Annotated in this window: 20 protein-coding genes; 14 read left to right on the top strand and 6 right to left on the bottom strand. The window is 34.7% G+C overall.

The features are described from left to right. The first annotated feature begins 188 nt into the window (after window positions 1–188). The 5 genes from JYK00_RS02165 (at window position 189) to JYK00_RS09770 (ending at window position 7,019) form a co-directional block, all read left to right on the top strand. Window positions 189–1,487 (top strand): HD-GYP domain-containing protein, encoded by a 1,299-nt coding sequence (locus JYK00_RS02165; protein ID WP_207567076.1) that lies wholly within the window; start codon window positions 189–191, stop codon window positions 1,485–1,487. Continuing rightward, window positions 1,484–1,981, top strand: coding sequence for a DUF5317 family protein (locus JYK00_RS02160; protein ID WP_207567075.1), 498 nt, complete (start codon window positions 1,484–1,486; stop codon window positions 1,979–1,981). The genes JYK00_RS02165 and JYK00_RS02160 overlap by 4 nt, the downstream gene beginning before the upstream one ends. Before the next feature lie 187 nt (window positions 1,982–2,168). Next, window positions 2,169–2,831, top strand: a complete 663-nt coding sequence (gene tsaB, locus JYK00_RS02155) for a tRNA (adenosine(37)-N6)-threonylcarbamoyltransferase complex dimerization subunit type 1 TsaB (protein ID WP_207567074.1) — start codon at window positions 2,169–2,171, stop codon at window positions 2,829–2,831. Between the two features lie 13 nt (window positions 2,832–2,844). Further along, the gene (gene mutS / locus JYK00_RS02150) at window positions 2,845–5,283 is read left to right on the top strand and encodes a DNA mismatch repair protein MutS (RefSeq protein WP_207567599.1); all 2,439 of its coding nucleotides are present in this window, start codon (window positions 2,845–2,847) and stop codon (window positions 5,281–5,283) included. After that, window positions 5,280–7,019 carry an HD-GYP domain-containing protein gene (locus tag JYK00_RS09770; protein WP_228288188.1) on the top strand — a complete coding sequence of 580 codons (1,740 nt, stop codon included), beginning with the start codon at window positions 5,280–5,282 and terminating at the stop codon, window positions 7,017–7,019. The genes mutS and JYK00_RS09770 overlap by 4 nt, the downstream gene beginning before the upstream one ends. Window position 7,020: 1 nt before the next feature. Here JYK00_RS09770 and amrA read toward each other — a convergent pair whose 3' ends face one another. From amrA to JYK00_RS02130, 3 genes are read right to left on the bottom strand one after another with little or no spacing between them, the layout of a single operon-like run. Further along, window positions 7,021–7,542, bottom strand: coding sequence for an AmmeMemoRadiSam system protein A (amrA, locus tag JYK00_RS02140; protein WP_207567597.1), 522 nt, complete (start codon window positions 7,540–7,542; stop codon window positions 7,021–7,023). Window positions 7,543–7,547: 5 nt separating this feature from the next. Further along, window positions 7,548–8,102, bottom strand: a complete 555-nt coding sequence (locus JYK00_RS02135; protein WP_207567073.1) for a DUF6115 domain-containing protein — start codon at window positions 8,100–8,102, stop codon at window positions 7,548–7,550. Between the two features lies 1 nt (window position 8,103). Beyond that, window positions 8,104–8,679 carry a DUF4897 domain-containing protein gene (locus tag JYK00_RS02130; RefSeq protein WP_207567072.1) on the bottom strand — a complete coding sequence of 192 codons (576 nt, stop codon included), beginning with the start codon at window positions 8,677–8,679 and terminating at the stop codon, window positions 8,104–8,106. Between the two features lie 669 nt (window positions 8,680–9,348). Here JYK00_RS02130 and JYK00_RS02125 point away from each other — a divergent pair. From JYK00_RS02125 to cysK, 4 genes are all read left to right on the top strand, one after another. Further along, complete coding sequence (locus JYK00_RS02125; RefSeq protein ID WP_228288187.1) at window positions 9,349–11,844, top strand: heavy metal translocating P-type ATPase; 2,496 nt, start codon at window positions 9,349–9,351, stop codon at window positions 11,842–11,844. A gap of 13 nt (window positions 11,845–11,857) precedes the next feature. Beyond that, window positions 11,858–12,154 carry a heavy-metal-associated domain-containing protein gene (locus JYK00_RS02120; protein WP_207567071.1) on the top strand — a complete coding sequence of 99 codons (297 nt, stop codon included), beginning with the start codon at window positions 11,858–11,860 and terminating at the stop codon, window positions 12,152–12,154. Between the two features lie 287 nt (window positions 12,155–12,441). Continuing rightward, on the top strand, window positions 12,442–13,023 hold the full coding sequence (gene epsC, locus JYK00_RS02115; protein WP_207567070.1) for a serine O-acetyltransferase EpsC: 582 nt from the start codon (window positions 12,442–12,444) through the stop codon (window positions 13,021–13,023). Between the two features lie 14 nt (window positions 13,024–13,037). Further along, window positions 13,038–13,898: a cysteine synthase A gene (gene cysK, locus JYK00_RS02110; protein WP_207567069.1), complete on the top strand. Its 861-nt coding sequence runs from the start codon at window positions 13,038–13,040 to the stop codon at window positions 13,896–13,898. 553 nt (window positions 13,899–14,451) lie between these two features. Here cysK and JYK00_RS02105 read toward each other — a convergent pair. Together JYK00_RS02105 and JYK00_RS02100 are read right to left on the bottom strand one after the other, a co-directional pair. After that, window positions 14,452–14,787, bottom strand: coding sequence for a HepT-like ribonuclease domain-containing protein (locus JYK00_RS02105; protein WP_207567068.1), 336 nt, complete (start codon window positions 14,785–14,787; stop codon window positions 14,452–14,454). Further along, entirely contained in the window at window positions 14,777–15,088 is a 312-nt protein-coding gene (locus JYK00_RS02100) for a nucleotidyltransferase family protein (protein WP_207567067.1), read from the bottom strand. The genes JYK00_RS02105 and JYK00_RS02100 overlap by 11 nt, the downstream gene beginning before the upstream one ends. A gap of 347 nt (window positions 15,089–15,435) precedes the next feature. Between JYK00_RS02100 and JYK00_RS02095 the strand changes: the two genes are divergently transcribed. From JYK00_RS02095 to JYK00_RS02075, 5 genes are all read left to right on the top strand, one after another. After that, the gene (locus JYK00_RS02095; protein ID WP_207567066.1) at window positions 15,436–16,557 is read left to right on the top strand and encodes a D-alanine--D-alanine ligase family protein; all 1,122 of its coding nucleotides are present in this window, start codon (window positions 15,436–15,438) and stop codon (window positions 16,555–16,557) included. After that, window positions 16,554–17,321 carry an alpha/beta fold hydrolase gene (locus JYK00_RS02090; RefSeq protein WP_207567065.1) on the top strand — a complete coding sequence of 256 codons (768 nt, stop codon included), beginning with the start codon at window positions 16,554–16,556 and terminating at the stop codon, window positions 17,319–17,321. Before JYK00_RS02095 ends, JYK00_RS02090 begins: the two co-directional genes overlap by 4 nt. After that, entirely contained in the window at window positions 17,314–18,870 is a 1,557-nt protein-coding gene (locus tag JYK00_RS02085; protein ID WP_207567064.1) for a Mur ligase family protein, read from the top strand. The genes JYK00_RS02090 and JYK00_RS02085 overlap by 8 nt, the downstream gene beginning before the upstream one ends. Before the next feature lie 187 nt (window positions 18,871–19,057). Continuing rightward, the gene (locus tag JYK00_RS02080) at window positions 19,058–19,318 is read left to right on the top strand and encodes a (2Fe-2S) ferredoxin domain-containing protein (protein WP_207567063.1); all 261 of its coding nucleotides are present in this window, start codon (window positions 19,058–19,060) and stop codon (window positions 19,316–19,318) included. Beyond that, window positions 19,315–20,766, top strand: a complete 1,452-nt coding sequence (locus tag JYK00_RS02075) for a monomeric [FeFe] hydrogenase (protein ID WP_207567062.1) — start codon at window positions 19,315–19,317, stop codon at window positions 20,764–20,766. Before JYK00_RS02080 ends, JYK00_RS02075 begins: the two co-directional genes overlap by 4 nt. Before the next feature lie 77 nt (window positions 20,767–20,843). Here JYK00_RS02075 and JYK00_RS02070 read toward each other — a convergent pair whose 3' ends face one another. Continuing rightward, window positions 20,844–23,363, bottom strand: coding sequence for an adenosylcobalamin-dependent ribonucleoside-diphosphate reductase (locus tag JYK00_RS02070; protein WP_207567061.1), 2,520 nt, complete (start codon window positions 23,361–23,363; stop codon window positions 20,844–20,846). Window positions 23,364–23,635 lie beyond the last annotated feature (272 nt).

The raw sequence follows: 23,635 nt of genomic DNA, 5'->3' as shown, positions 1-23,635 counted from the left end.
TAGTTGTGGTTTTGATGACACTTCCATTGGTTATAGCAGCTGTGGGAAATCTTGAATTGTGGCCAATTAAGAAAGGATGATTGAAATCGGTTATTAAGTCTCAGCTTAAAAAATTTAAGTGGCTTTATGTTATAATTTATTGTAGAAATATAGAAATTAAATACGAGCATTCATAGGTGGTGTAATAATTGAAACAGTTTTCAAAGGTTTTAAAAGAATTTAGAAGCGAAAAAACTTATTCATTACTTTTGTGGACCATTTATATGGTCCTTTTTGTTTTGTATAGCCGTAAATATGGCATGGATCTTTTTGATAAGAATTTTTTAATTTTTTTGAGCTTTTTTGTGTTTTTTGAGTTGTTATCTGTTAGAATTCAATCGTTTATTGTTAAATCGGGCTTTAAAGGTGCAGAATTATATGTAACCACGGGTATGATTATTAATATAATTGCTGGAACTGCGCTTATGCCGCATCAGGCAATGCTTATCCCTTTTCTGGGTTTTTTGGTTTTAAGATTTAAGGTTCTTTTTAGTTCTGACTACTGGAATTTTTTGTTTAATGTTTCCCAGATAGGGTTAACTGCGTTTTTAAGTTCTCTGTTGTCTCATAAAATTTTTTCAGTAACACCTTCAAATAATCCGATTTATTTATCGTTTCTTTTATCGTTAGTGGCTTTTGTCTATTTTCTGGTGAATTTAAGTTTTATAGTACTCTTTTTATTGTCTATGTATGGTGAACTCAGTCGGGAAACGTTGACGTTTTTGTTTGGCGGAAGCAGGGTTTTCAACCTTCTGTCCAATTCTCTGAATACTTTCATAATTTTTCTCCTTTATAAAACTGTGGGGATTGTTGCGATTCCTCTTTCCCTTATTACCATTATTAGTATTCAGGTGGGGAATTATTATGCAGCAAGATATAGAGAGGCTAAGTTTGATTTGTTGATAGCTTTAACAAAAAGTCTGGAGGAAAAGGATCCATACACAGCAGGACATGGAGAAAGAGTAGCCGATTTGGTAGATAAACTGGCTACAAAGTGTGGTTTTTCAAAAAAGTATATTGATTGGTTGAAAAAAGCGTCACTTTTACATGATGTTGGAAAAATTGGTATACCAGATAATGTGTTAATTAAAACAGGGAAGTTGTCCAAGGAAGAATATGAAATAATGAAGGAGCATTCCAGAAAAGGGTATGAAATTCTTAAGGAGGTAAATGAATTTAAAAATACGGTAGCTGTGTGGGTTAAACACCATCACGAAAGATGGGATGGAGAAGGATATCCAGATGGTTTAAAAGGTGATGAAATACCACTTGAATCAAGAATGATTACATTAGCGGATGTTTTTGACGCACTAACAAGTGATAGACCGTACAGGGCGGCTTTAACAAAAGAACAAGCAATAGAATTTCTGAAAGAAAATTCAGGAGTAATTTTTGATCCTTCTTTAGTTGAATTGTTTTTAGAACTTCACGGGGAGGGGAAAGTGTGATTATTTATGTGTTTGTGGCAGCTTTAATAGTTTCTCTAATTACGAAACGAATAAAATACGTAGTCGAAAGAACTTATAGGTATATATACCTGTTTCCTATTCCATTTATTCTTCAATTACTTCCCTACTTTCGAGGGGTATTAATGCCCTTATCATTTGCCATGTTAATAACTCTTTTAATTCTGAATAAACATATTCCAGGATTTAAATTTATGGCAATAGGTACCCTTTTAAATTCTTTTGTAATGATGATTTTTGGATGGAAGATGCCCGCATTAAAGTCATTGGTGGAACAGATGGGATTAAGAGTAGGGGTACGCCACACAGTGGTGGATAAGTTTGATATAAAGCTTTTATTGGGAGATTGGATTCCTGTTTATCTTCCATGGAATGAAAGTTTCATTATTAGTATAGGGGATATATTTGTTTACGTTGGGATATTTATGTTTATGCTGGGGATTTCCAGTATGGAAAAAACTTCTGAAAAAATATAAAGTAGTCGTTATTAATGAAAAACCAGGATATTTTTCTATTTTAGTCGGAATCTCATGATGGATTTTCCTGCCATGTTTTTGCATTCCTTATATTTTCAAAGAATCCTTTAAGTTTCTTGTGGTAAAATAAAAACAAAGGAGTTTTAATGATTTGAAGGGAGGTAAGTGCTTTTAGCACGAATTATTTATGAATATTTTGGCGTTGGATACTTCGACTAAGCGAATATCTATAGCATACAAAAATGAAACAAATGTAGTTTCTGTAACATTTGAGGGAAAGGATAAACATGGGAGAAATATAGGAATTTTAGCAAAATATTTAAAGGAAATAGGTGTTAATTTTTCAACGCTTGATGTTATAGGAGTTGGAATAGGTCCAGGAAGTTTAACGGGGTTGAGGGTTGGAATATCTTTAGCGTTGGGATTGGCTGTGGAAAAGAAAATAGTTAGTGTACCTTCTACAAAATTGATAGCCGCAAATTTAATGTATTGTTCTAAAAATATAGTTGTTGCAAGGAAAGCACGGCAGGGGTATTTGTATGGGGCAGTTTACGATGAAAACCTTGATGAGATAATATCACCATTTATCGAAACTATAGAAGGATTTAAACGAAAAGTGAGTTTCTTGAAAGATGCTATTGTGGTTGGAGATGGCGCAGACCTTCTTTTTGAATATGAAAAGGCAGAGGAATTTCTTTCATTTCCTGACCCGTTGAGGATGTTAAACATCGTAGAAGATGAAATAAAAAATCAAAATTTTGTTGAAAAGCTGAACCCACTTTACTTGCAAAAATCTATTGCTGAGTTGAATTTTGAAAAAAGGAAGGGTGGCAGGGTTGAAAAAACCTAATAAGTTAACACCTATGATGAAACAGTATATGGATATTAAAAGAAATTATTCAGATGCAATACTTTTGTTTCGTTTAGGAGATTTTTATGAAGCATTTTTTGAAGATGCTAAAATAATTTCTAAAGTTTTGAATATAGTTCTTACCAGAAGACAGGATGCTCCAATGGCAGGGATACCTCATCATGCACTTGATAATTATTTGAAAAAGCTAATAGATAGTGGTTATAAAGTAGCAATTTGTGAGCAGATGGAAGATCCTTCACAGGCTAAAGGAATAGTACGACGGGAAGTAACACGCGTAATAACACCAGGTACACTTATAGAAGATGAGATGCTTTCCCAGGATAATAATTATCTTATGACAGTTGACAATGCAGAAGAAACATTTCAAACGGTGCTTGTGGATGTGTCAACTGGTGAGGTTTTAATAAAAACGTTTGAGAAAATAGAAGATTTAATTGACTTTGTAAAAGTTTCATCTGTATCTCAAATTTTAAGTAAACCAGAAATCGCTGAATTTATAAAAGATAAGCTTCCAAAAATATTCATTGAAAAATTGGACGACTGGTATTTTGAAGATGCAAAAGAAAAAATAAAAGAAACCTATGATGTGATTTCACTTGAACATATGGAGCTTGGAGAAGCAGTGAAAGTACTTGGTGCAACTTTAAAATATCTGGAATACACTCTAATGTCGTCGATAAAACTTTCTATGCCAAAGTTTTTAACCGAAAATAAGTGGATGATCCTTGATTCCAGAACAGTTGAAAATCTTTCACTTGTTCCTGGAGAACGCGGAAAGAATTTATACGATATATTGAATAAAACTAAAACTTCAATGGGTGCAAGAACACTAAAAAAGTGGATTTTACAACCTCTTAAAGATTTGGAAGAAATCCACTTAAGACAAAAGGCTGTTGAGGCTTTTTATGCTGACAGAATTCTTATGAATGAGGTGAGAGAATATTTAAATGGCGTTTTTGACCTTGAAAGGATTGCCACCAGACTTTCTTATAGAAAAGCTACTCCAAAAGATCTTGTTTCTTTAAAAAATACGCTCGAAATTATTCCTGAGATTATTTCTGCCTTAAAAACAAATGAAGTATTAGAGCCCATTTCCGATGAACTTAACGATTTTCCAGAATTGAGGGAGTTAATAGATAAAGCTATAAAGGATGAACCATCAGCTGCACCAGGTGATGGAAATGTAATAAAAGAAGGGTATTCTATGGAACTTGATGAGTATAGAAGTCTTTTGCTTCATTCGAAGGAAAAAATGGAGGAATTTGCGCGCCGGGAAAGAGAAAGAACCGGAATTCAAAAATTGAAGGTTGGCTACAACCAGGTTTTTGGATATTATATAGAAGTTCCAAAAGGGCAGGTGAATTTTGTTCCTGATTATTACACGCGAAGACAAACACTTGTTAATTCTGAACGTTATATAACACCTGAGCTCAAAGAATTTGAAGATAAAATTCTTTCTGCAAAAGAAAAGATCGAAGTAATTGAGAAAAAATTATTTGAAGAGTTATGTGAGAAGGTATCAGAATACTTAGATAATATAAAAAGGGTAGCAAAAATCTTATCTGAAATAGATGTATTAAGTACTTTTGCTTATGATGCACACGTTTATGGGTATGTAAAACCTGAATTTTCAAAAGATAAATTAGTGATAAAAAACGGCAGACACGCTGTTGTAGAAAGATTTTTATCAGAATTTGTTCCCAATGATACGTATATGGATAGAAATATTCGAATGTATATAATTACCGGGCCAAACATGAGTGGGAAAAGTACTTATATAAGACAGGTCGGATTAATCGCTGTTATGGCTCAGATGGGATCGTATGTCCCTGCGGAATACGCAACCCTTCCTGTTTTTGATCGGATTTTCACGAGAATGGGGGCAAGGGACGATATATCAACAGGTAAAAGTACATTTCTTGTGGAAATGAGTGAAGTTGCGTTAATTCTTTCAAAAGCAACAGAAAACAGTCTGGTTCTTCTTGATGAAGTTGGTCGCGGAACAAGTACGTTTGATGGAATAAGTATAGCATGGGCCATGAGCGAATATATATACAGCGATTTAAAATGTAAAACTATGTTTGCTACTCATTTTACTGAACTTACTGAACTGGCAGACGTATATAATGGGATAAGAAATTTAACTATAGAGGTTGAAGAAACCAGAAGTGGTGTTGTTTTTGTTCATAAAGTTGTTGAAGGAGTGGCTGACAAAAGTTATGGAGTTGAAGTAGCTGCTATAGCAGGTGTTCCGGAGGGAGTTGTAGAGCGAGCCAGAGAGATACTTGATATTATTGTGGAAAAAAGTGATCTGGAAAAGAAAATACGAATAGTTAAAGAAGGACAATTAAAAAAGATAAAGAGAAAAAGAAAAATTCCTGAGGGGCAAATTAAACTGTTTGAAATGAGAGGAGGGAATTTTGATTGAAGCTTGAAAGATTATTATGGAGAAAAATGCTATATGTGGTTATGTCTGGAATGTTAGTGCTTTTTATTGTAGCGATTGTGTTTAGTTTGCAAGCGTATAACGTGGTCAATAGAGAATTTGAGAAAAACGCAATAAACATTGTTCAATCAACGTTAAATACCCTTCAGAGGTCTCTGGGAGATATAGAAGCCAGATTTTATGAGCAACTTCAAGAAACAATGGAAAAAATACAGGCGAATAAGGAAAATGCTGATAATATAATAAGTAGATTTTTTGCATTTGAAAGCGAACGCTATAAAAGAGTTTTATTTAATTTTATTCCTTATAGTAAATTAGATAAATATATTCAGAAAAAACTTGAGAAAAGCGTTGATTATTTCATACTCAGGAAATTTGAGAGTGGTGTATTTATGAAAACAGTTTATATTCGTGTGGATGATAGAGTTTATATTTCTACGTTTTCCCAGGGAATGCAGAAAATAGCTTTGTTATTTAAGGACCTTTCGAATATAAAAAGTAAGGCGCGTTTTGTAAAAACAATAACAGTTTGTACTCATGAGTTAAAGCCCATAATACCGGGGTTGGGAGAAGTTGGCTCTAAAGATAAAGAGTATCTCATTAAAGCATTTGGGAGCAAGGAGCCGATAACAGTTAAAAATGGAAAAATTTATTCTATATATCATTCCTGGGGATACGAAACAGATATAGAAAAATTTGAGCCTGTAGGTATAATCATAAAATTAGATGTTTCTCCTTTATACTCATTTGCTTATCTGGGAATAGGTAGTTTTTTCGGTGTTCTGGGACTGGTTATATTTATAATGTTGAGGAATTCCAGGAAAGTTGCAAAAGAAGTATCTAAACCTTTCGAGCAACTTATAAAAAATATGAGGGATTTCAGAAAAACAAAAGAGTTTCAATTGGACAGAGATTTTGCAACGTGTGGTATAGAAGAAGTAAATAATTTATTGAAAGAATATAAAGAAATGGCTGAAGAAATTTCGGCATCCTTTCAGGAAATTCGTGCAATGAATGAAGATCTTGAAGAAAGTTATAGAGAGCTTGAAAAGTTAAATAACGAATTAGAGGATTCTTATTTAGAATTTAGTACTCAGCTTGCTACAATAGCAGAAGGTTATGATGAAAATACAGGCAATCATATAGAGCGAGTTGGAATTTTATCGGCTTTTATTGCGAAAAAACTCGGATTAAGTGAAGAAATGGTCTACAAAATAAGGTATTATGCACCACTTCATGATATAGGAAAGTTAATGATTCCAAAGGAAATTCTGTTAAAACCTGGGAAGTTAACTGAAGAGGAATTTGAAGAAATGAAAAAGCACACAATTTATGGTGCGGCTTTGATTGGGAACAAAGAGCGTTTTAAAATAGCAAGAAACATAGCACTTTATCATCATGAAAAGTGTGACGGTTCGGGCTATCCTTACGGATTAAAATGTGAAGAAATACCAATTGAGGCGGCCATTGTAACTCTTGTAGATGTTTACGATGCTTTACGTTCTGAAAGACCTTATAAATCAGCTTTTTCGCATGAAAAAGCTTTGAAAATATTGACAGAAGGCGACGAGAGAACAAAACCGGAGCATTTCAACCCCAAAGTTCTGGAAATTTTTATAAAGTATGAAAAAGAAGTGGAAGAAATATGGAACAATGTTTCAACAAATATTCCTTCGGTGTTGTTGCAGCGCTTGAAAGAAATAGAGAGAAATGGTTAGGTTATTCGTATCTTTCCACAGTGAATTTATATAAGGTATAGTTTTCGTCAAAAATACCAGCTTTTAATTTGGCTATTCGAATTTGCTCTTCTACTGTGTTTACACCTTCAATATCTGGCAATAAAAGCCCACGTTGCCAGCCTTTTGCAACGATAATACCAAATTTTTTTGGATCGAGTTCGTCAATTTGTTTTACCGGTTCAATTTCACTAAGAACATCAACATTGACTTTTATTGTGCCAAGTTCATCTTCTGTAACAGGTGGAAAACGCGGATCTCTTGTAGCAGATGCTATAGCATTGTTTCTAATTTCAAGAGCTAAGTTTTCTTGAGTGGCCTCATATGTACCAATACATCCTCGAAGGGCGCCGTTAAAAGTGTGAAGAGTTACAAAACAACCAGCCTTTTTTTCAAAAAGCTCTTTCGGTAACCTGTCTGGATCAGGGTCTAAAATTTTTTTGGTCTTTATGTAAGTTTCAATGACTTCAATTGCCCATCTTACATAAGGGTGTTCACCTCTCATCTTTTTCACCCCTTTGACCTACTCATAAGATCAATAATTAACCGAACTTCACCTATTCCCATGTTAAACTTTTTAGCAATATCCACTTCGGAAACTCCATTATAAAACATTTCAATTATTTGCTCTTCAATACTTTTTTCTTTTTTCGTTTCTGACGCTGGTTTTTCTGAAGCTTTTCTTTCAAATTCGTTTGTAAGATCAGCTTTAACTGCCTGGGTATCTTTTTGGGGTTCCTGAGAAATATCACCAAACTGCCGATTTTTAAAGTTTATTTCTTCCTTTAACTTTTCTATTTCCACTGATTGGAGCATGAGTTTTGAATACATATCGTTTAATTTCTCAGTTACTTTGTTTACTTCTTCTAATTTTGCGTCCAGCAATTCAATTTTTGAATCAACAAAAATTCTTACCTTTCCCATAAGGTCTAATAATCTTTCTTCTTCCTTTTTTAGCTCTTGTGAACCACTTTTCTTATAAAAAGATTCCAGTATATATATTCCCCAGGAAAAAGACAAAGCGCCTATGGTGCCGAAAAGCACCAACCATTCGAGCACACCCATCCTATTCAGCTCTCCTGTACCTTATAGTTGGAAATCTATTCAGGGCGGTTCCTTTCCAGGTAATCTTATTTTTCATGATTGAAGTTGGAGTGGGATCTATTAAAACAACAGTAGCATTTTCTGGCAGGTAAATTGCGAATTCAGAATTTTCAGCAGCGTTCAATTTAAGTGCGCCCATACCAAGTTCAAAAAAAGTACCTTTTTTTGTGACAAGATTGTTTATATATGCCACTTCTTCAATCTCTAAAATACCTGCTCGCTCATTTATGCTATTTTTGTAATCAATAACTTTTAAGGTTTTACCTATTTCTTTTGATATTTTGTTGAAATAATCTATAAAAGTATTTGAAGCGGCTAACTGATAATTTGAAATATAACTTTTCATACTTTTTTCATCTTTAAATAAAAGATTGGCTGTGGTTGTTAAAGTTGCGTTTTCAGAATAGTCTGTTTCAATTTTTGTAAAATAAGAAACAACCTGGAAAGAAGGCTTTCTGTTAAAAATTGAAATAACATCGATTATCAAAAATACAATAACAAATATCATTAGAATATAAAACAACGTTTTATTTTGCAAAGTGACTCCTCCTTTCTGAAATATTATAGCATAAAAATGTTTTTAACAATTAACATATACATTATTAGCGAGAGTTAGCGAGGATTGTAAAATAAGATCCCTCGTCATTTCATTCCTCGGGATGACAAAAAAGAGTAGCTCATTCCAAGGAGCGTAGTGACGAAGAATCCCCCACCTGTGTCATTCCGAGGAGCGGGAGCGAGGAGGAATCCACCGCCCATGTCATTCCGAACCTGAAGGGTGAGGAATCTTGATTTAACGAGTGTTAGCAAGGTTGGTGAGATTAGCAAGAGTTAGCGAGGTTGGCGAGATTGGCGAGGTTAGTAAAAAAACAAGATCCCTCACATTCGTTCGGGATGACACTCTCTTTTTATGTCATTCCGGGGAGCGAGAAGGCGAGAAATCTTACCCTCACTTATGTCATTCCGAACCCGAAGGGTGAGGAATCTTGTATTTAGCGAGGTTAGCAAGGCCTGTCCTGAAGAGTGAAACGACGAAGGATCTTGCGAGAGTTGGAACAGAATCGTCCTCTTAAATAGATATTATTTATCAGGAAATGTTATCAATTAATTTACACAGTCAAAAACAATTGTTAATTGTTAATTAACACATGGGGGTTATAATAGAAGTGTATCCCCCCATATGGGGGATAGGAAAGGAGGAGAGTGTATGCCAGAAAAGGAAATTTTAGCTGAAAAAAAAGAACAAAATACGGTAGAAAAAGAAATGAGTGTTATTGGAATGACGTGTGCATCATGTGCGCGCACCATTGAAAAAAGAGTTGCGAAACTGGAAGGAGTGGAAAAGGTTAATGTAAACTTTGCTACAGAAAAGCTTTTTTTAAAATTTGATCCGGAAAAAGTTAAAGTGGAAGATATTAAGAAAGTGGTAAAAGATGCAGGGTATGATCTGGAGTTTGAAAAATCGGCCAAGACGGTTACCATACCAATTTCAGGAATGACATGTGCTTCATGTGCGGCGAGGATAACAAAAGAGATTCAAAAACTTGAAGGTATAGAAAAAGTGGATGTGAATTTTGCCACGGAAAAAGCGCTGGTAACTTATGATCCTTCCAAAGTAAGGGTTTCAGCTATTAAAAAGGCCATAGAAAATGCAGGATATAAACCTCTTGAGATTGATGCGAAAGATCAATATGATGTAGAAAAAGAGAGAAGACAAAGAGAAATGCGAATTCTCTGGAGAAAATTTGTGGTTTCGGCCATATTCTCTGTACCGTTACTTTATATAGCTATGGGACACATTCTGGGTGTGGATTTACCAACTTTTATAAATCCAGAAATACATCCATTTAATTTTGCATTAATCCAGCTTTTGCTTACTATTCCTATAGCAATTGCAGGATACAAATTTTATACTGTAGGTTTTAAAAATCTCATAAAACGTAGTCCAAATATGGATTCTCTAATAGCTATAGGTACAGCGGCAGCGATTTTGTATGGATTGTATGGAACAGTGGCAATTTATTTTGGTAAGACAGAATATACAAACGATTTGTACTTTGAAACAGCAGGTGTTATCATAACGCTTATTTTACTTGGAAAATATCTTGAAAGTGTCACCAAAGGGAAAACCTCAGAAGCTATTAAAAAACTTATGGGATTGCAACCTAAAACAGCGTTAATTTTGCAGGATGGAGAAGAGATAGAAATCCCCGTTGATGAAGTTGAAGTTGGAGATTTGATTATAGTAAAACCAGGTGAAAAAATCCCTGTTGATGGAGTTATTATAGAGGGACGGACTTCTGTAGATGAGTCAATGTTAACAGGAGAGAGTATCCCTGTAGAAAAAAATGTTGGTGATAAGGTAATAGGAGGTTCAATAAACAAGAATGGAACCATAGTATTTAAAGCTACAAAAGTGGGTAAAGATACAGCACTTGCTCAAATAATAAAATTAGTGGAGGAAGCTCAAACCTCTAAAGCTCCTATAGCGAAATTAGCAGATGTGATTTCAGGATATTTCGTACCAACAGTAATAGTAATTGCGATAGTAGCTGCTATATTATGGTACATTACAGGTGCAAGTCCAGTATTTGCGTTAACAATATTTATCTCAGTTCTGGTTATAGCATGTCCATGTGCTCTTGGTCTGGCAACTCCTACTGCGATAATGGTAGGAACAGGTAAGGGAGCAGAGTACGGTGTCTTAATAAAGGGTGGCGAGCCGTTGGAAATGACTCATAAAATAAAAACGATAGTCTTTGATAAAACAGGTACAATTACTGAAGGTAAGCCTAAGGTTACAGATATATTCACAAAGGGTAATTATTCTAAAGATGAGCTATTAAGCATCGCAGCTTCAGCTGAAAAGGGTTCAGAACACCCACTTGGAGAAGCTATTGTAAAAGCCGCTGAAGAGAAGAATCTGGAATTGAAAAAGATAGATAAGTTTATGGCGATTCCAGGGCACGGTATAGAAGTAACCATAGAAGATATGGATATCTATCTGGGAAATTTAAAATTGATGAAAGATAAAAATATAGAAATAACATTGGTTGATGAAGCTAATAAGCTTGCTAACGAAGGTAAAACTCCTATGTATATAGCAATTAACGGAAAACTCGAAGGAATTATAGCTGTTGCTGATACTGTAAAACCATCAAGTGCAAGCGCAATAAGAAAGCTTCACAAAATGGGTATAAAGGTTGCGATGATTACAGGAGATAATAGAAGAACAGCGGAAGCTATAGCAAGACAGGTTGGTATAGATATAGTTTTAGCTGAGGTTTTACCACAGGACAAAGCAAACGAAGTTAAGAAATTACAGGAAAATGGAGAAGTTGTAGCCATGGTAGGTGATGGTATAAACGATGCTCCGGCTCTTGCACAGGCAGACGTGGGAATCGCTATAGGATCCGGTACAGATGTGGCTATTGAATCAGCAGATATAGTGCTCATGAAGAGTGATTTAGAAGATGTTGTTACAGCGATACAGTTGAGTAAGGCTACAATAAGAAATATTAAAGAGAACTTGTTCTGGGCTTTTGCATACAACACTGCCGGTATACCAATAGCTGCTGGGTTACTGTACATTTTTGGAGGACCATTATTGAATCCAATGATAGCGGCTGCAGCTATGGCATTTAGTTCGGTATCTGTGTTAATGAATGCATTAAGGCTAAAAACATTTAAACCATCAAAATGAGGGAGGTTATATTATGAAAAAGGTAGTAACTATTGAAGGGATGACATGTGAACACTGTATAATGCACGTAAAGGAAGAGTTAATGAAATTGCCAGGTGTTAAGCTTCTTGAAGTAGAAGTAGGTAAAGCGATTATAGAAGGTGAAGGTATAGAAAACAGTATGATTGAAAAAGCAGTGGAAGAAGCAGGTTATGAGGTAAAAGAAATAAAAGAAATGGAAATGGAAGGTCATGGACACTCAGGACATCATGGAGAACATTCCAAGCACGAGAAACACAAGAAACATAGCGGCGGTGGTTGCTGTCATTAATCTTTTCGGCGGGGACTTTTCCCTCGCCTTTTTTGTTGATGTGTGAGAGTAAAACTCTGGACAAAAATATAAAAATTTTCTTGGTTCACATAAATCAGGCCCATTGTTTTGTTTTAAGTTTAAGAAGCCGAATTTTTTCGGCTTCTTTTTTATTTAAATTTTATTCTAAGTAGAGATGTTTTTTATGTGTTACAATAAATTTACTTTATTTTTTGTTGCCAAAGCAAGTAAAGCGTGTTATATTTAGTTAGGATAACCTAATCACATAAAGAGGTGATTTTTATGGGGTGCGAAGTTTCCTGAGAGAATTGAGAAATTTAAAAAAGATAAGAGAAGAAGATATAAAGGAGTATTTAAAAAAAGACCCTTCTCTTGAATCAAAATGGCAGCTTTTCTTTCACGGAGGTTTTCAGGCTCTTCAATTGTACAGAATTTCCCACCTATTTTACAGGCATGACTTAAAATTTATTTCCTATTTCTTTTATTATTTATCCCGGATATTTTATTCTGTTGATATACACCCTGGGGCTATTATAGAACCTGGTGTGGTTATTGATCATGGAATAGGAACTGTTATTGGTTCTACTGTTACCATAGGAAAAGGAACATTAATCTATCATGGTGTCACACTTGGCTCGAGAAATATTCAAAAGGGTAAAAGACATCCAGATATTGGGAGGAATGTTTTAATAGGCTGTGGAGCGTCTGTTCTTGGACCAATTAAAATAGGCGATAATGTTCAAATAGGTGCAAATTCAGTGGTATTAAGCAGTGTACCTTCCAATGTTAAAGTTGCTGGAATACCAGCAAAAATTGTTGGGTGGACAAATGTACAGGAAATACCAGAATATATAGAATGGATAGTTTAAGGAGGGTTACTTTTATGATAGGAAATACACCGACAGTTTACGTGGAAAAGTTAGGGATATACGCAAAACTTGAAAGAAACAATCCTGGAGGAAGTGTGAAAGATAGGCCGGCGTATTTTATGCTAAGGGCCGCTATGAGAGATAATTTACTTTCTTCGAAGATTATTGTAGAGCCAACCAGTGGAAATACTGGAATAGCACTTGCATGGATAGGAAAAAGATACGGGCTTCGGGTGATATTAACAATGCCTGAAACAATGACAAAAGAAAGAATAGAACTTATGAAATCTTTTGGTGCAGAAGTAGTTTTAACTTCCGGAGATAAGGGAATGAAAGGAGCTATAGAGAAAGCAAAAGAAATAGTTCAAGAATTAAATGCTTTTATGCCAAACCAATTTGAAAATTTTAATAATGTATTGAGTCATGAATTTACAACAGGTCCGGAATTGTTAGCGCAGATGGCGTTTGATATTGATGCGTTTGTTGCTGGTGTTGGAACTGGTGGTACGATAAGCGGTGTGGGGCATGTTTTGAAAAAATTTTTCGGTGAGAAAGTTAAAATAGTAGCTGTTGAACCTTCAAATTCTCCTGTTTTATCAGGGGGTAAACCAGGGAAACATAAAATTCAGGGAATTGGCGCAGGATTTATCCCCAAGATATTGGATATCAGTGTTATAGATGAGGTAGTTCAAGTTTCAGATGAAGAAGCTATTCAAATGATGGAATATTTATCAAAAAAAGCAGGATTTTCTGTTGGAATTTCTTCAGCTGCAAACGCAGTTGCTGCTGTGAAAATAAAAGAAAAGTATAATCTTGAAAGAGTTGTTACAATGTTTCCAGATGATAGTTTAAAATATCTTTCAATTATGTCCTGAAAAAACGGTGTGATATGATACTGCTAAGATTTTTGTATTAAAGATTACGCATGATGGGGGATTCTTATTGTCCCCCTATCTTATTATATAAAAAACAATAAGTTGTTATACATTGCTAACCTCGCTAACACTCGCCAACTCTCGCTGTTCTTTGTCGTCCTGAGCGCAGCAAAGGATCTTATTCCTTATTGTCATTCCGAACGCATGTGAGGAATCTTGTTTTTTCACCAAACTCCCAAAATCCTTCGTTGTTTCACTCCTTAGGATAGACTTTGCTAACTCTTGCCAAATAAAAGATTCCTCACCCTTCGGGTTCGGAATGACAAAAAAGGAAGTCATCCCACAATCCCTCTTTATTGTCATCCTGAGGAGCGTCAGCGACGAAGGATCTTATCCTTTCGAAAGTCAATCAAGATTCCTTGTCGCGTGTGCTCCTCGGAATGACACATTTCGGGGATACCAATCTTGCTAACCTCGCCAATCTCGCTAATTACAAGATTCTTCGTCACGTTACTCCTTGGAATGAGGAAAAATTAAACTTTTGCTGTTCTTTTTAAAAATCTTTTATAATTTTTTCTATCTTAGATTTTAAATTTGGAATGTCTTCAACAGCAGTTTTCCACACAGCTTCTAAATCAGTTTTAAAATACCCGTGGATCAAAACATCTCTCATACCAGCCATTTTTCTCCAAGGAATTTCTGGATACTTTTCCCTGAATTTATATGAGAGGTTTTTAGTTGCTTCACCTACGACTTCTATTTCCCTGATAACAGCTGACCACATCATACGATTTTTAACGAATTCATTGTACGTTTTTCCGCGTACAAAATTAAGAATAGCATCCATTGAATCAAGAATATGTTTAAGATACACTACGTCATCTTTCATTGTATACCACCACCATTGAGTTCAAAACCTTTTCTTTGATGTAATCATCCAGACCATCGAAAGTAATCAAATCTACTTTTTCTCCTATATTATCCTCTATTTCGAGTTTTATGCCTGCAATTTCAAGAAGACTTGGTTTCTTGGAAAATTCTACAAGAATATCTATGTCACTATCGTTTTTCCAATCATTTCTAACTCGAGAACCAAATATTGCTATTTTTTTTGCACCATTTTTCTTTAAAATTTCCATTATTTTTTCAAGTTTTTGCTTTTCTATATGAACCTTACTAACAGAAGTCATTGTCTCACCTCAAAAAATTTCATTAGCAAGATATTAGCCAACAACACTGATAATTTAGACTTTCTTACTAACATGTGTAATTCAGTTAGATTATATCACATAAAATACTTACAAGATTCCTCGTCGCATACGCTCCTCGGAATGACATGAATGGGAGGCTAATCTCGCCAACCTCGCTAAATAAAAGATTCCTCACCTTCGGGTTCGGAATGACACCCCTTTTCCTGTCATCCCGAGGAATGAAATGACGAGGGATCTTATTTTGCAATCCTCGCTAATTTTCCTTCTTCATTTCCAGATTTTTATTTGGTATAATTACATTGAATTTTTTATAGTGGAGGTAGTTTATGAAAAAAAATATTGCGGTGATTTTTGGCTCTCGTTCTGTAGAGCATGAAATATCTATTATAACAGCTCATCAGGTTTTATCTGCGATTGATAGAGAAAAGTACAATGTTATTCCTATTTATATTTCTAAAGATGGTCAATGGTATACGGGAAAATGTCTTGAAAAAATAGATAATTTTAAAGATACGTTAAAACTTGAAAAAAAGGCAACACCTATAAAAGCGTTGAATGGCCTGAATGGAAAACTTATTGTAAAAACACCTTTGAAAAAATTTTTAATAGATGTATGTATACTTGCAACTCATGGTACATATGGAGAAGATGGTTCTTTACAAGGTTTGTGTGAGGTCTTTAATGTTCCGTATACCGGTTCTGGAATTCTGGGTTCTACAGTGGGGATGGATAAAGTCATTTCAAAGATTGTATTGCGTAGCAACAATATACCTGTTGTTGATTTTTTACATATTACAGATCATGAGTGGAGAAAAAATAAGGATGAATTTGTAAAAAAATGTGAAGAAGAGTTAGGTTTTCCGTTGTATATAAAGCCCGCGTTGCTTGGTTCAAGTATAGGGATAAATAAAGCAAAGACCCGGGAAGAACTTTTTGAAGCAATTGAAACAGCATTGCTTTTCGGGCACAAAGTTATTGTAGAAAAAGCGGTGGAAAATGCTCGAGAAATAAACTGTGCGGTTATGGGATATAGAGAACCTATAGTTTCAGTATTTGAGGAGATTTTGAGAAAAAGAGATTTTTTCGATTACAATGAAAAATATCTTTCAAAAGGAAAAGATGGAAAATTTTCTAATCATAAAATCCCGGCTAATTTGAATAAAAAATTAGAACAAATGTTAAAGAATGTAGCTATAAGCACTTTTAAGGTGCTGGAGTGCTATGGAAATATAAGAATAGATTTTTTAGTAAAGAATGAAGAAGTTTACGTCAGTGAGGTTAATACCATTCCTGGAGCGTTTGCATATTACCTATGGCAGGCTTCTGGATTGACATTTTCTCAGGTCATAGATAACATGATTTCTATAGCTGAAAGTGTACACAAAGACAAAAACAGGAAAGTATTTTCTGTAGAAACGAATGTACTTTCCTTGAGGGTGGGAAAGTGATTATAAATTTTTCGGATGTTTCTATAAATTATGAAGAAATAGGGGAAGGAGAAAAGATAGTTTTTTTGCACGGATGGGGAGGAGATTTAAAGTCTTTTCTACCAGTTGCGCGGCAATTACCATATAAATCGTACTTGATTGACCTCCCGGGATTTGGTCAGAGCTTACCTCCGAAAATTCCATGGAGTACAAAAGAATATGCAAGGGCTATTATAAATTTTGTTGAAGCGTTGGGACTGAGTAAAGTGACTTTAGTCGGTCATTCTTTTGGGGGAAAAATAGCATTAGAGGTAGCGTTTGAGAAACCGGATTGGCTAAGTAGTTTGATTCTGGTTTCAAGTGCTGGATTGCGGTTGAAGAAAAATATAAGCAAACAGGTGCGAGAAAAAACATACAAAACTTTAAAAAATATATTATATATTTTTCCTGAAAATTATAGAAGAAGGCTTCTTGAAAAATTAAGACGGCTTTTTGGATCGCAGGATTATAAAAATGCTTCAGGCGTTATGAGAAAAATTTTAGTAAAGTCTGTGAACGATGATTTAAGTGGAAATCTTGGCTTAATAGATATTCCCACGCTTCTTCTCTGGGGGGAAAATGATACAGTAGTTCCGCCAGAAATAGGCAGTGAATTTAATAACAAAATCAAAAATTCTAAATTGGTACTCCTTAAAAATGCTGGACATTTTCCGCATTTAGAAAATATGGTAAGCTTTCTTGAGGAATTGAAAGTTTTTTTAAGTGAGGTATATAACCATGTTTAGATTTATTTTTTTGTTTTTGATTGGTTTCAGTTTTGTTTTGCGTTCTCTTTATTCTCTTCATATGCTTCAGCTTGAAGAATATTCTGGAAAAAAATTTATAAAATGGGCTATTGCGAATGTGAACAGATATTTGTCAAATGTTTTTTTGGTTATTGGAATGATTTTATTCTTTTTTGATTCTCTAATTTTTATTGCTATCTCCGCAGTGATTATTGCTATATACATTGATTTTAGAAAATTCTTTTTTAGAAAACAAAAAAAACCTCTTGTGTATACAAAACGTTTGAAAAGGTTACTGGTAGTATCTTACGTATTGTTTGGTGTACTTTTTTCAAGAGTGGTAGTTTTAAACAGTTTACTTTTAGAGTTGCCTTTTTTGGGAGTTGTTATTTTTAACTCGTTTTATTTCTGGATAATAAACGCTTTAATGCTTCCACTGGAAACAGCAATAAATAACTATTATTTGAAGGATGGTATGAGAAAGTTTAAAAGTTTAAGGCCTGTAACAGTTGCTGTTACAGGAAGTTATGGAAAAACGAGCACAAAGTATTTTATTAACCACCTTTTGGGCGAACATTATAGTACTCTTATGACACCTGAAAGTTACAACACTTCCATGGGAATAACCAGAACAATCCGTGAGAAACTGGATAAAAATCATGAAATATTTGTTGTAGAATTTGCTGAAAATGAAAAAGGAGGGTATAAGAGATTATTAAAGCTTGTAAAACCAGATATTTCTGTTATAACTTCTATAGGTATTCAGCATTTTGAGGAATTTGGAAGCATGGAAAACATTTTGAAAAATTTTGCAGAGTATGCACAATTAAAAGACTCTGGAAAAGTGTTGATAGTCAACGCAGACGATGAGAACATAATGAAGGTAGTCAAAGATATGAAAAGTAAAAAGGTAATATCAGTAGGAATAGAAAACGTTGAAGCACAATATAGAGCGGAGAATATAGATATCTATAAAAATGGTTCAAAATTCACTTTAAAAACAACAACAGGACTTTCAATGGAAGTTGAGACACCTGTCTATGGTCTGGAAAACATCAGAAACATTCTTTTAGCAATTGCAACGGCGTTTGAGTTGAAAGTTCCTGTGGATGAGGTTTTAGAAAGATTAAAGACTTTAACCTTGCCAGATCACAGGCTTCAAATTATAAGGGATGATACGGTAACCGTTATTGATGATACGTTTAATTCGAATCCGAAAGGTTCAAGAATGGCTCTTGATTATTTAAAGCTCTATAATGATAGAAGAAAAATAATAGTGACTCCTGGGTATGTGGAGCTTGGAGAGAAAGAAGATGAGGAGCATGTTAAATTAGGTAAAGAAATAGCAAAAGTAGCAGATTATGTGTTTTTGGTGGGAGAAGGTAGAACGAAAAAAATTTATGAAGGGTTAATTTTAGAAGGTTTTTCCAGAGATAAGATAAAAGTGGTAAGAAATTTAGAAGAAGTTTCTAATATTTTAAAAACATTTGTTAAACCAGGCGATGTCATACTTTTTGAAAATGATTTACCTGACACTTATGAAAGTTAACCTCTGATTATTCCCTTCCAGGCCCTGCAAACCATTTCAATCACCGATTTTTTGCAATCCGGCTAAAAAGATTAAATCCTGACTTAATTATACTTTAAGTTTTGTTGGATTGTTATATTTGAACAAAAAAGAGATATAATTGAGTTGATTGGAAAAGCGAAAGATAAACTGTGAAGGAGTGGGAGGTATGAAAAAATTAAAAATAGAAATTTGTGTAGGAAGTTGTTGCCATATGTTAGGTGCTCAGGAACTTGTAGAAACGACGAAAAATTTTCCAGAATGGCTTAAAGAAAAAATTGTTGTAGAGTTGTTTCCGTGTTTTGGCGTGTGTTGTGAAGACAAAGAATCACCCATTGTAAGAATAGAAGGCAAATATTATGAAAAAGTAACTCCTGAAGTTCTGAGAAATGTGATTGTAGGGTTACTCGAAAGAGGTGAAGAAAATTGAGAAAATTAGTTTTAAATAATATTATGAAAATAAGAAGAAAATTATATCTGGAACTTGTAAGGAGCTATAAAAATGGTAAATTGAAAGAGGTTTTACCGAGATTACCTAAAATGATAATACCTGATAATGATCATTTTTCTGATAAAATTAGAAAATTTTATGAAAGGGAAATTGTAAAGGAAAAAATAAAGTTTGCTCTTGGATTAGATTACTCTAAGGTGAAAGATATGGAATTGTACGAAATCCTTCCCTTTCTGGAAGATATAATACGTGGAGAGTCTGAGTTATTAGAAAAGGAAAAATTTGTGGAAGTTATAAGAGAAGTGTGCAGTGAATGTCCAGGAGGAAAATATTATGTTACTGATCTTTGTAGAAACTGTGTAGCTCACTCGTGTGTGAATGTGTGTCCTAAAAATGCAATATCCATAGTTAACAATAGGGCAAATATAGATTATGGTAAATGTATAAATTGTGGGCTTTGCGCCGCTGCCTGTCCATATTATGCTATTATAAAGCTTGAACGTCCCTGTGAATCTGTTTGTTTTTCTAAAGCAATTCTGTTTTCGGAAGAGGGGCACATGGAAATAGTAAAAGAGAGATGTTATCTGTGTGGAGCATGCTATGTAGCCTGTCCATTTGGTGCTATAGAAACTCCTTCGCAAATTATGCAGGTGGTTCATAAACTTCTAAACAAAGAAAAACTAATAGCAATATATGCACCATCTGCGATTACACAATTTGGAAGTAAAGTATCTCTTCAACAATTTAGAAAAGCACTGAAAAACCTGGGCTTTTCTTTTGTTTTTGAAGTTGCTGTGGGAGCGGATATGGTAGCTGAAGCTGAAGCAGAACATTTTCTCAACACAAAACAACTTATGCTAACGTCATGTTGTCCTGCATTTGTTTATTTTGTAGAGAAAAAATTCCCTGATTTTCTGGAAAATGTTTCCCCTATTTCTTCTCCCATGGTTGCTTTGGCCCAAAAGTTGAGAAAAGAGTTTCCCGATTACAAAATAGTTTTTATAGGGCCATGCATAGCCAAAAAGAAAGAGGCAGAAGATAATAATATTCCCGATTATGTCCTGACTTTCGAAGAGACAGTTGCCATTTTCGCTGCTTTTGGTATAGAGCCTATGCTTCTGGAGGAAGAGAATCTTGAAGAAGCCACTCCATACGCATGGAAATTTGCCGCAAGCGGTGGTGTGGCCGGGGCAGTTGAGTATTATATAAAAAAGTTATCAAAGGAAAGATTAAAGCAAGATCTAAATTTGTTTTCTGCGAGCGGTATAGAAGAGTGTATTAAAGGTTTTAAAGAGATGAAATCAGGAAAATTAACAATCGACATATTTGAAGGAATGGCATGTGACGGAGGCTGTATAGCAGGTCCCTGTATTCTTGTGGATCCCAGAATTTCTTTGAGCAAATTAAAAAAGGTCTTTTTTACTTAAGTACTGATTAATATTAATAAAAAGCAAGGCTCCCATATATGCCTGGGAGCCTTTTTCTAATTTAATAAGATTAACGCTTAACTGCATTTACTCCAACCGCATTTTTTACAGCTCATACAACCTTCCTGTTTAATAATAGTGTTTTTTGATAAACACGAAGGACAGTAAACATTTCCGTCGGCGTCAATGTAATATCCTTCATTCCATTCTAAATTATTTGCCATTACAAACTTTTCCACCTCTTCGGCACTTTTTGCAATACCATCAATTGTGAAAGTCTCGCTGTCTTCTATTTTTGATTCTCCCCAGAGTTCTACGAAATCCTTGATGGCCTTTTGTATTTCTAAAGCAAGGCCGTTGGAGTAAGTTCCTTTTACTTTTTTCAATTGTTCAAGAATTTCTTCTGCAGAGACACCTGCTCTTAGAGCTATTGAAGATAAACGACCTATTGCTTCTGCTAATTCTGTGCCATTTGAAAGAAAAATTTCAACGGCTTCGCCGTTATCATCGAAGGATACAGTTATATATGTTGTTCCGTTTTCTGTCTTGTACTTTCTTGTCACACTTCTTAATGTGTTTTTTCTTGGACGCGGCCTTAATTTGTGCTTTTCATCAAGGAGAAAGAACTGAACTTTTGGTGCATCTTTTGTTTTTACATGCTTTGCAGATGTAAGTACCTGGGTTTGTAAAGAACCATCTCTATATATAGTGAGACCCCTTACATTAAGTTTGAAAGCTTCAAGATAGATGTTTAACACATCTTCTTCTGTAGATGATGATGGCATGTTTATAGTTTTTGATATATTGTTATCTGTGTATCGTTGAAACGCATCTTGCATCAGAAGATGATCCATTGGTGAAATATCCATAGCGGTTACAAACACTCGTTTTATTTCATCGGGAATTATATCTATGCCTTGTAAAGAACCCTTTTCTATTAACTGATTTTTTATCTTATTTAACAACTCAATTCCTAACCTTTTTTCGAGTATTTTGTTTACATAGAATAACGCTTCTTTACTGCCATCATGTTTGTTCATATATCTAATGTATGCCAATAAAAAGTTTGGTTCAAGGCCGCTACTTGTATCTGCAATATTTGAAATGGAGCCTGTGGGGGCTATAGTTAAAACAGCTACATTTCTTTTTCCGTTTTTAGACTCTTTCATAATATTTTTGATTTCGTCATCATATTTACTCATTCCCATAGCAAATGGAATAAATTCGTCTTCTCTATAATATCGACTCTTTTCAAATAATGGAAAACTTCCCTTATCACGACCGAGTTTATTTGATTCGTCATGAGCATGAAGAGCAATAAATCCCATAAGATCAGCGGCGATTTTTCTACCGGTTTCCGAATCATAAGGAACGTTTAATTTGTAAAGTAAATCAGCGAATCCCATAATTCCAAGACCGAGTCGCCTGCTTTCTCTCACTGCCCTGGTGATTTTCTCAAGCGGAAATACACTTACATCAATTACATTATCTAAAAATCGTATGGCTAATCTTACAGTTTTTTCCAGAGCTTCCCAGTCATAGTTTCCATGTTCATCAGCAAATTTTGCAACATCGATTGAGCCAAGATTACATGCTTCGTAAGGTGCAAGCCCTATCTCTCCGCATGGATTTGTGGATATGATCTCTTTTTCAGGATATAAGGCATAGTATTTGTTCATCTCGTGCAAAAATGCAAATCCAGGATCACCGGTTTTCCAGGCGTTTTTGGTTATCTTCTCCATTAACTTTCGAACTTTTATTTTTCTGATGATTTCAAACTTTGGATGTTTTAATTCGATCTCACCGTCTTCTTCATACAGTTTCAAAAATATCTCTTTTTCAAATGGTATACCTACAGAAATGTTGAAAAACTTTAGTATTTTTTCTCCGTCGTTGTTTTCTTTTGCCGTAATGAACTCCTCAATGTCAGGATGGTTTATGTTAAGAATTCCCATAAGTGCTCCTCTTCTTCTGTATCCCTGTTCCACCACAGCTATAGCGGAGTTAAAAACGTGCATAAAAGATATAGGTCCCGATGCCTGCCCATGAGTTCCGGCCACAAAACTTCCTTTTGGACGTAATTTTGAAAAGTTACTACCAATTCCTCCACCTGCTTTAGTTATCAAGGCATATTCTTTAACAGCTTCAAAAATCCCATCGATACTATCCTCCACGGGTACAACAAAACATGCGGACAACATGTGCAAATGATTTCGTGTGTTATAAATTTCCCAGTAGTCGTTTAAGCTCATATTTTCTAACGGTTTCCAGAGCAATTCTTTTTTTACACCCATTCCAGCGTTAAATAAAGTCGGACTATTTGGAATAAAGATACGTGATTTGAGAAGTTCGTAAAATGACACTTCCCATTCTTTAATTCTGTCGAGCTTTTCTGCATCTGAAAGGTTTAACATTGCTGGATCATTCACTAATTCGGCTGTGGATATTACCCGAGCTACTCTCCGACAAACATCTGCCCATGTGTTTTCAAGGTATGTTCCGTCTAAATCTTTTACGAAATACCTTTCAGAAAGAATTTTGTAGGCGTTTTTTGAAGGCTCAACATTTTTCCACGTCTGAACCACTTCACTGTACAATTTTTATACCCCCTCTCCTTCCATCTATCTACAAACCAATGAGATATTATACCATATATTGTGTTGTGTTTATACATAAATACCATATATAGTTTGTTAAATATGCTAAAATGTTAGAATTTACATCTATAAATATCAAAAAACTCCTGGACATGTGGTGTTGTTTACGTTATCGTTGCTTACAATATTCATGTTGTTTACCATTTGTATCTTTACATGTCACATTTTATGCTGTACAATGATAATCGCTGTGCGAGCGAAAGGGTCTTGAA

It is taken from the genome of Thermosipho ferrireducens (assembly GCF_017358165.1).
GTDB classification, from domain to species: domain Bacteria; phylum Thermotogota; class Thermotogae; order Thermotogales; family Fervidobacteriaceae; genus Thermosipho_B; species Thermosipho_B ferrireducens.
Note: the sequence above shows the minus strand (reverse complement) of the source record. Positions and strands in the feature narration are given on the sequence as shown.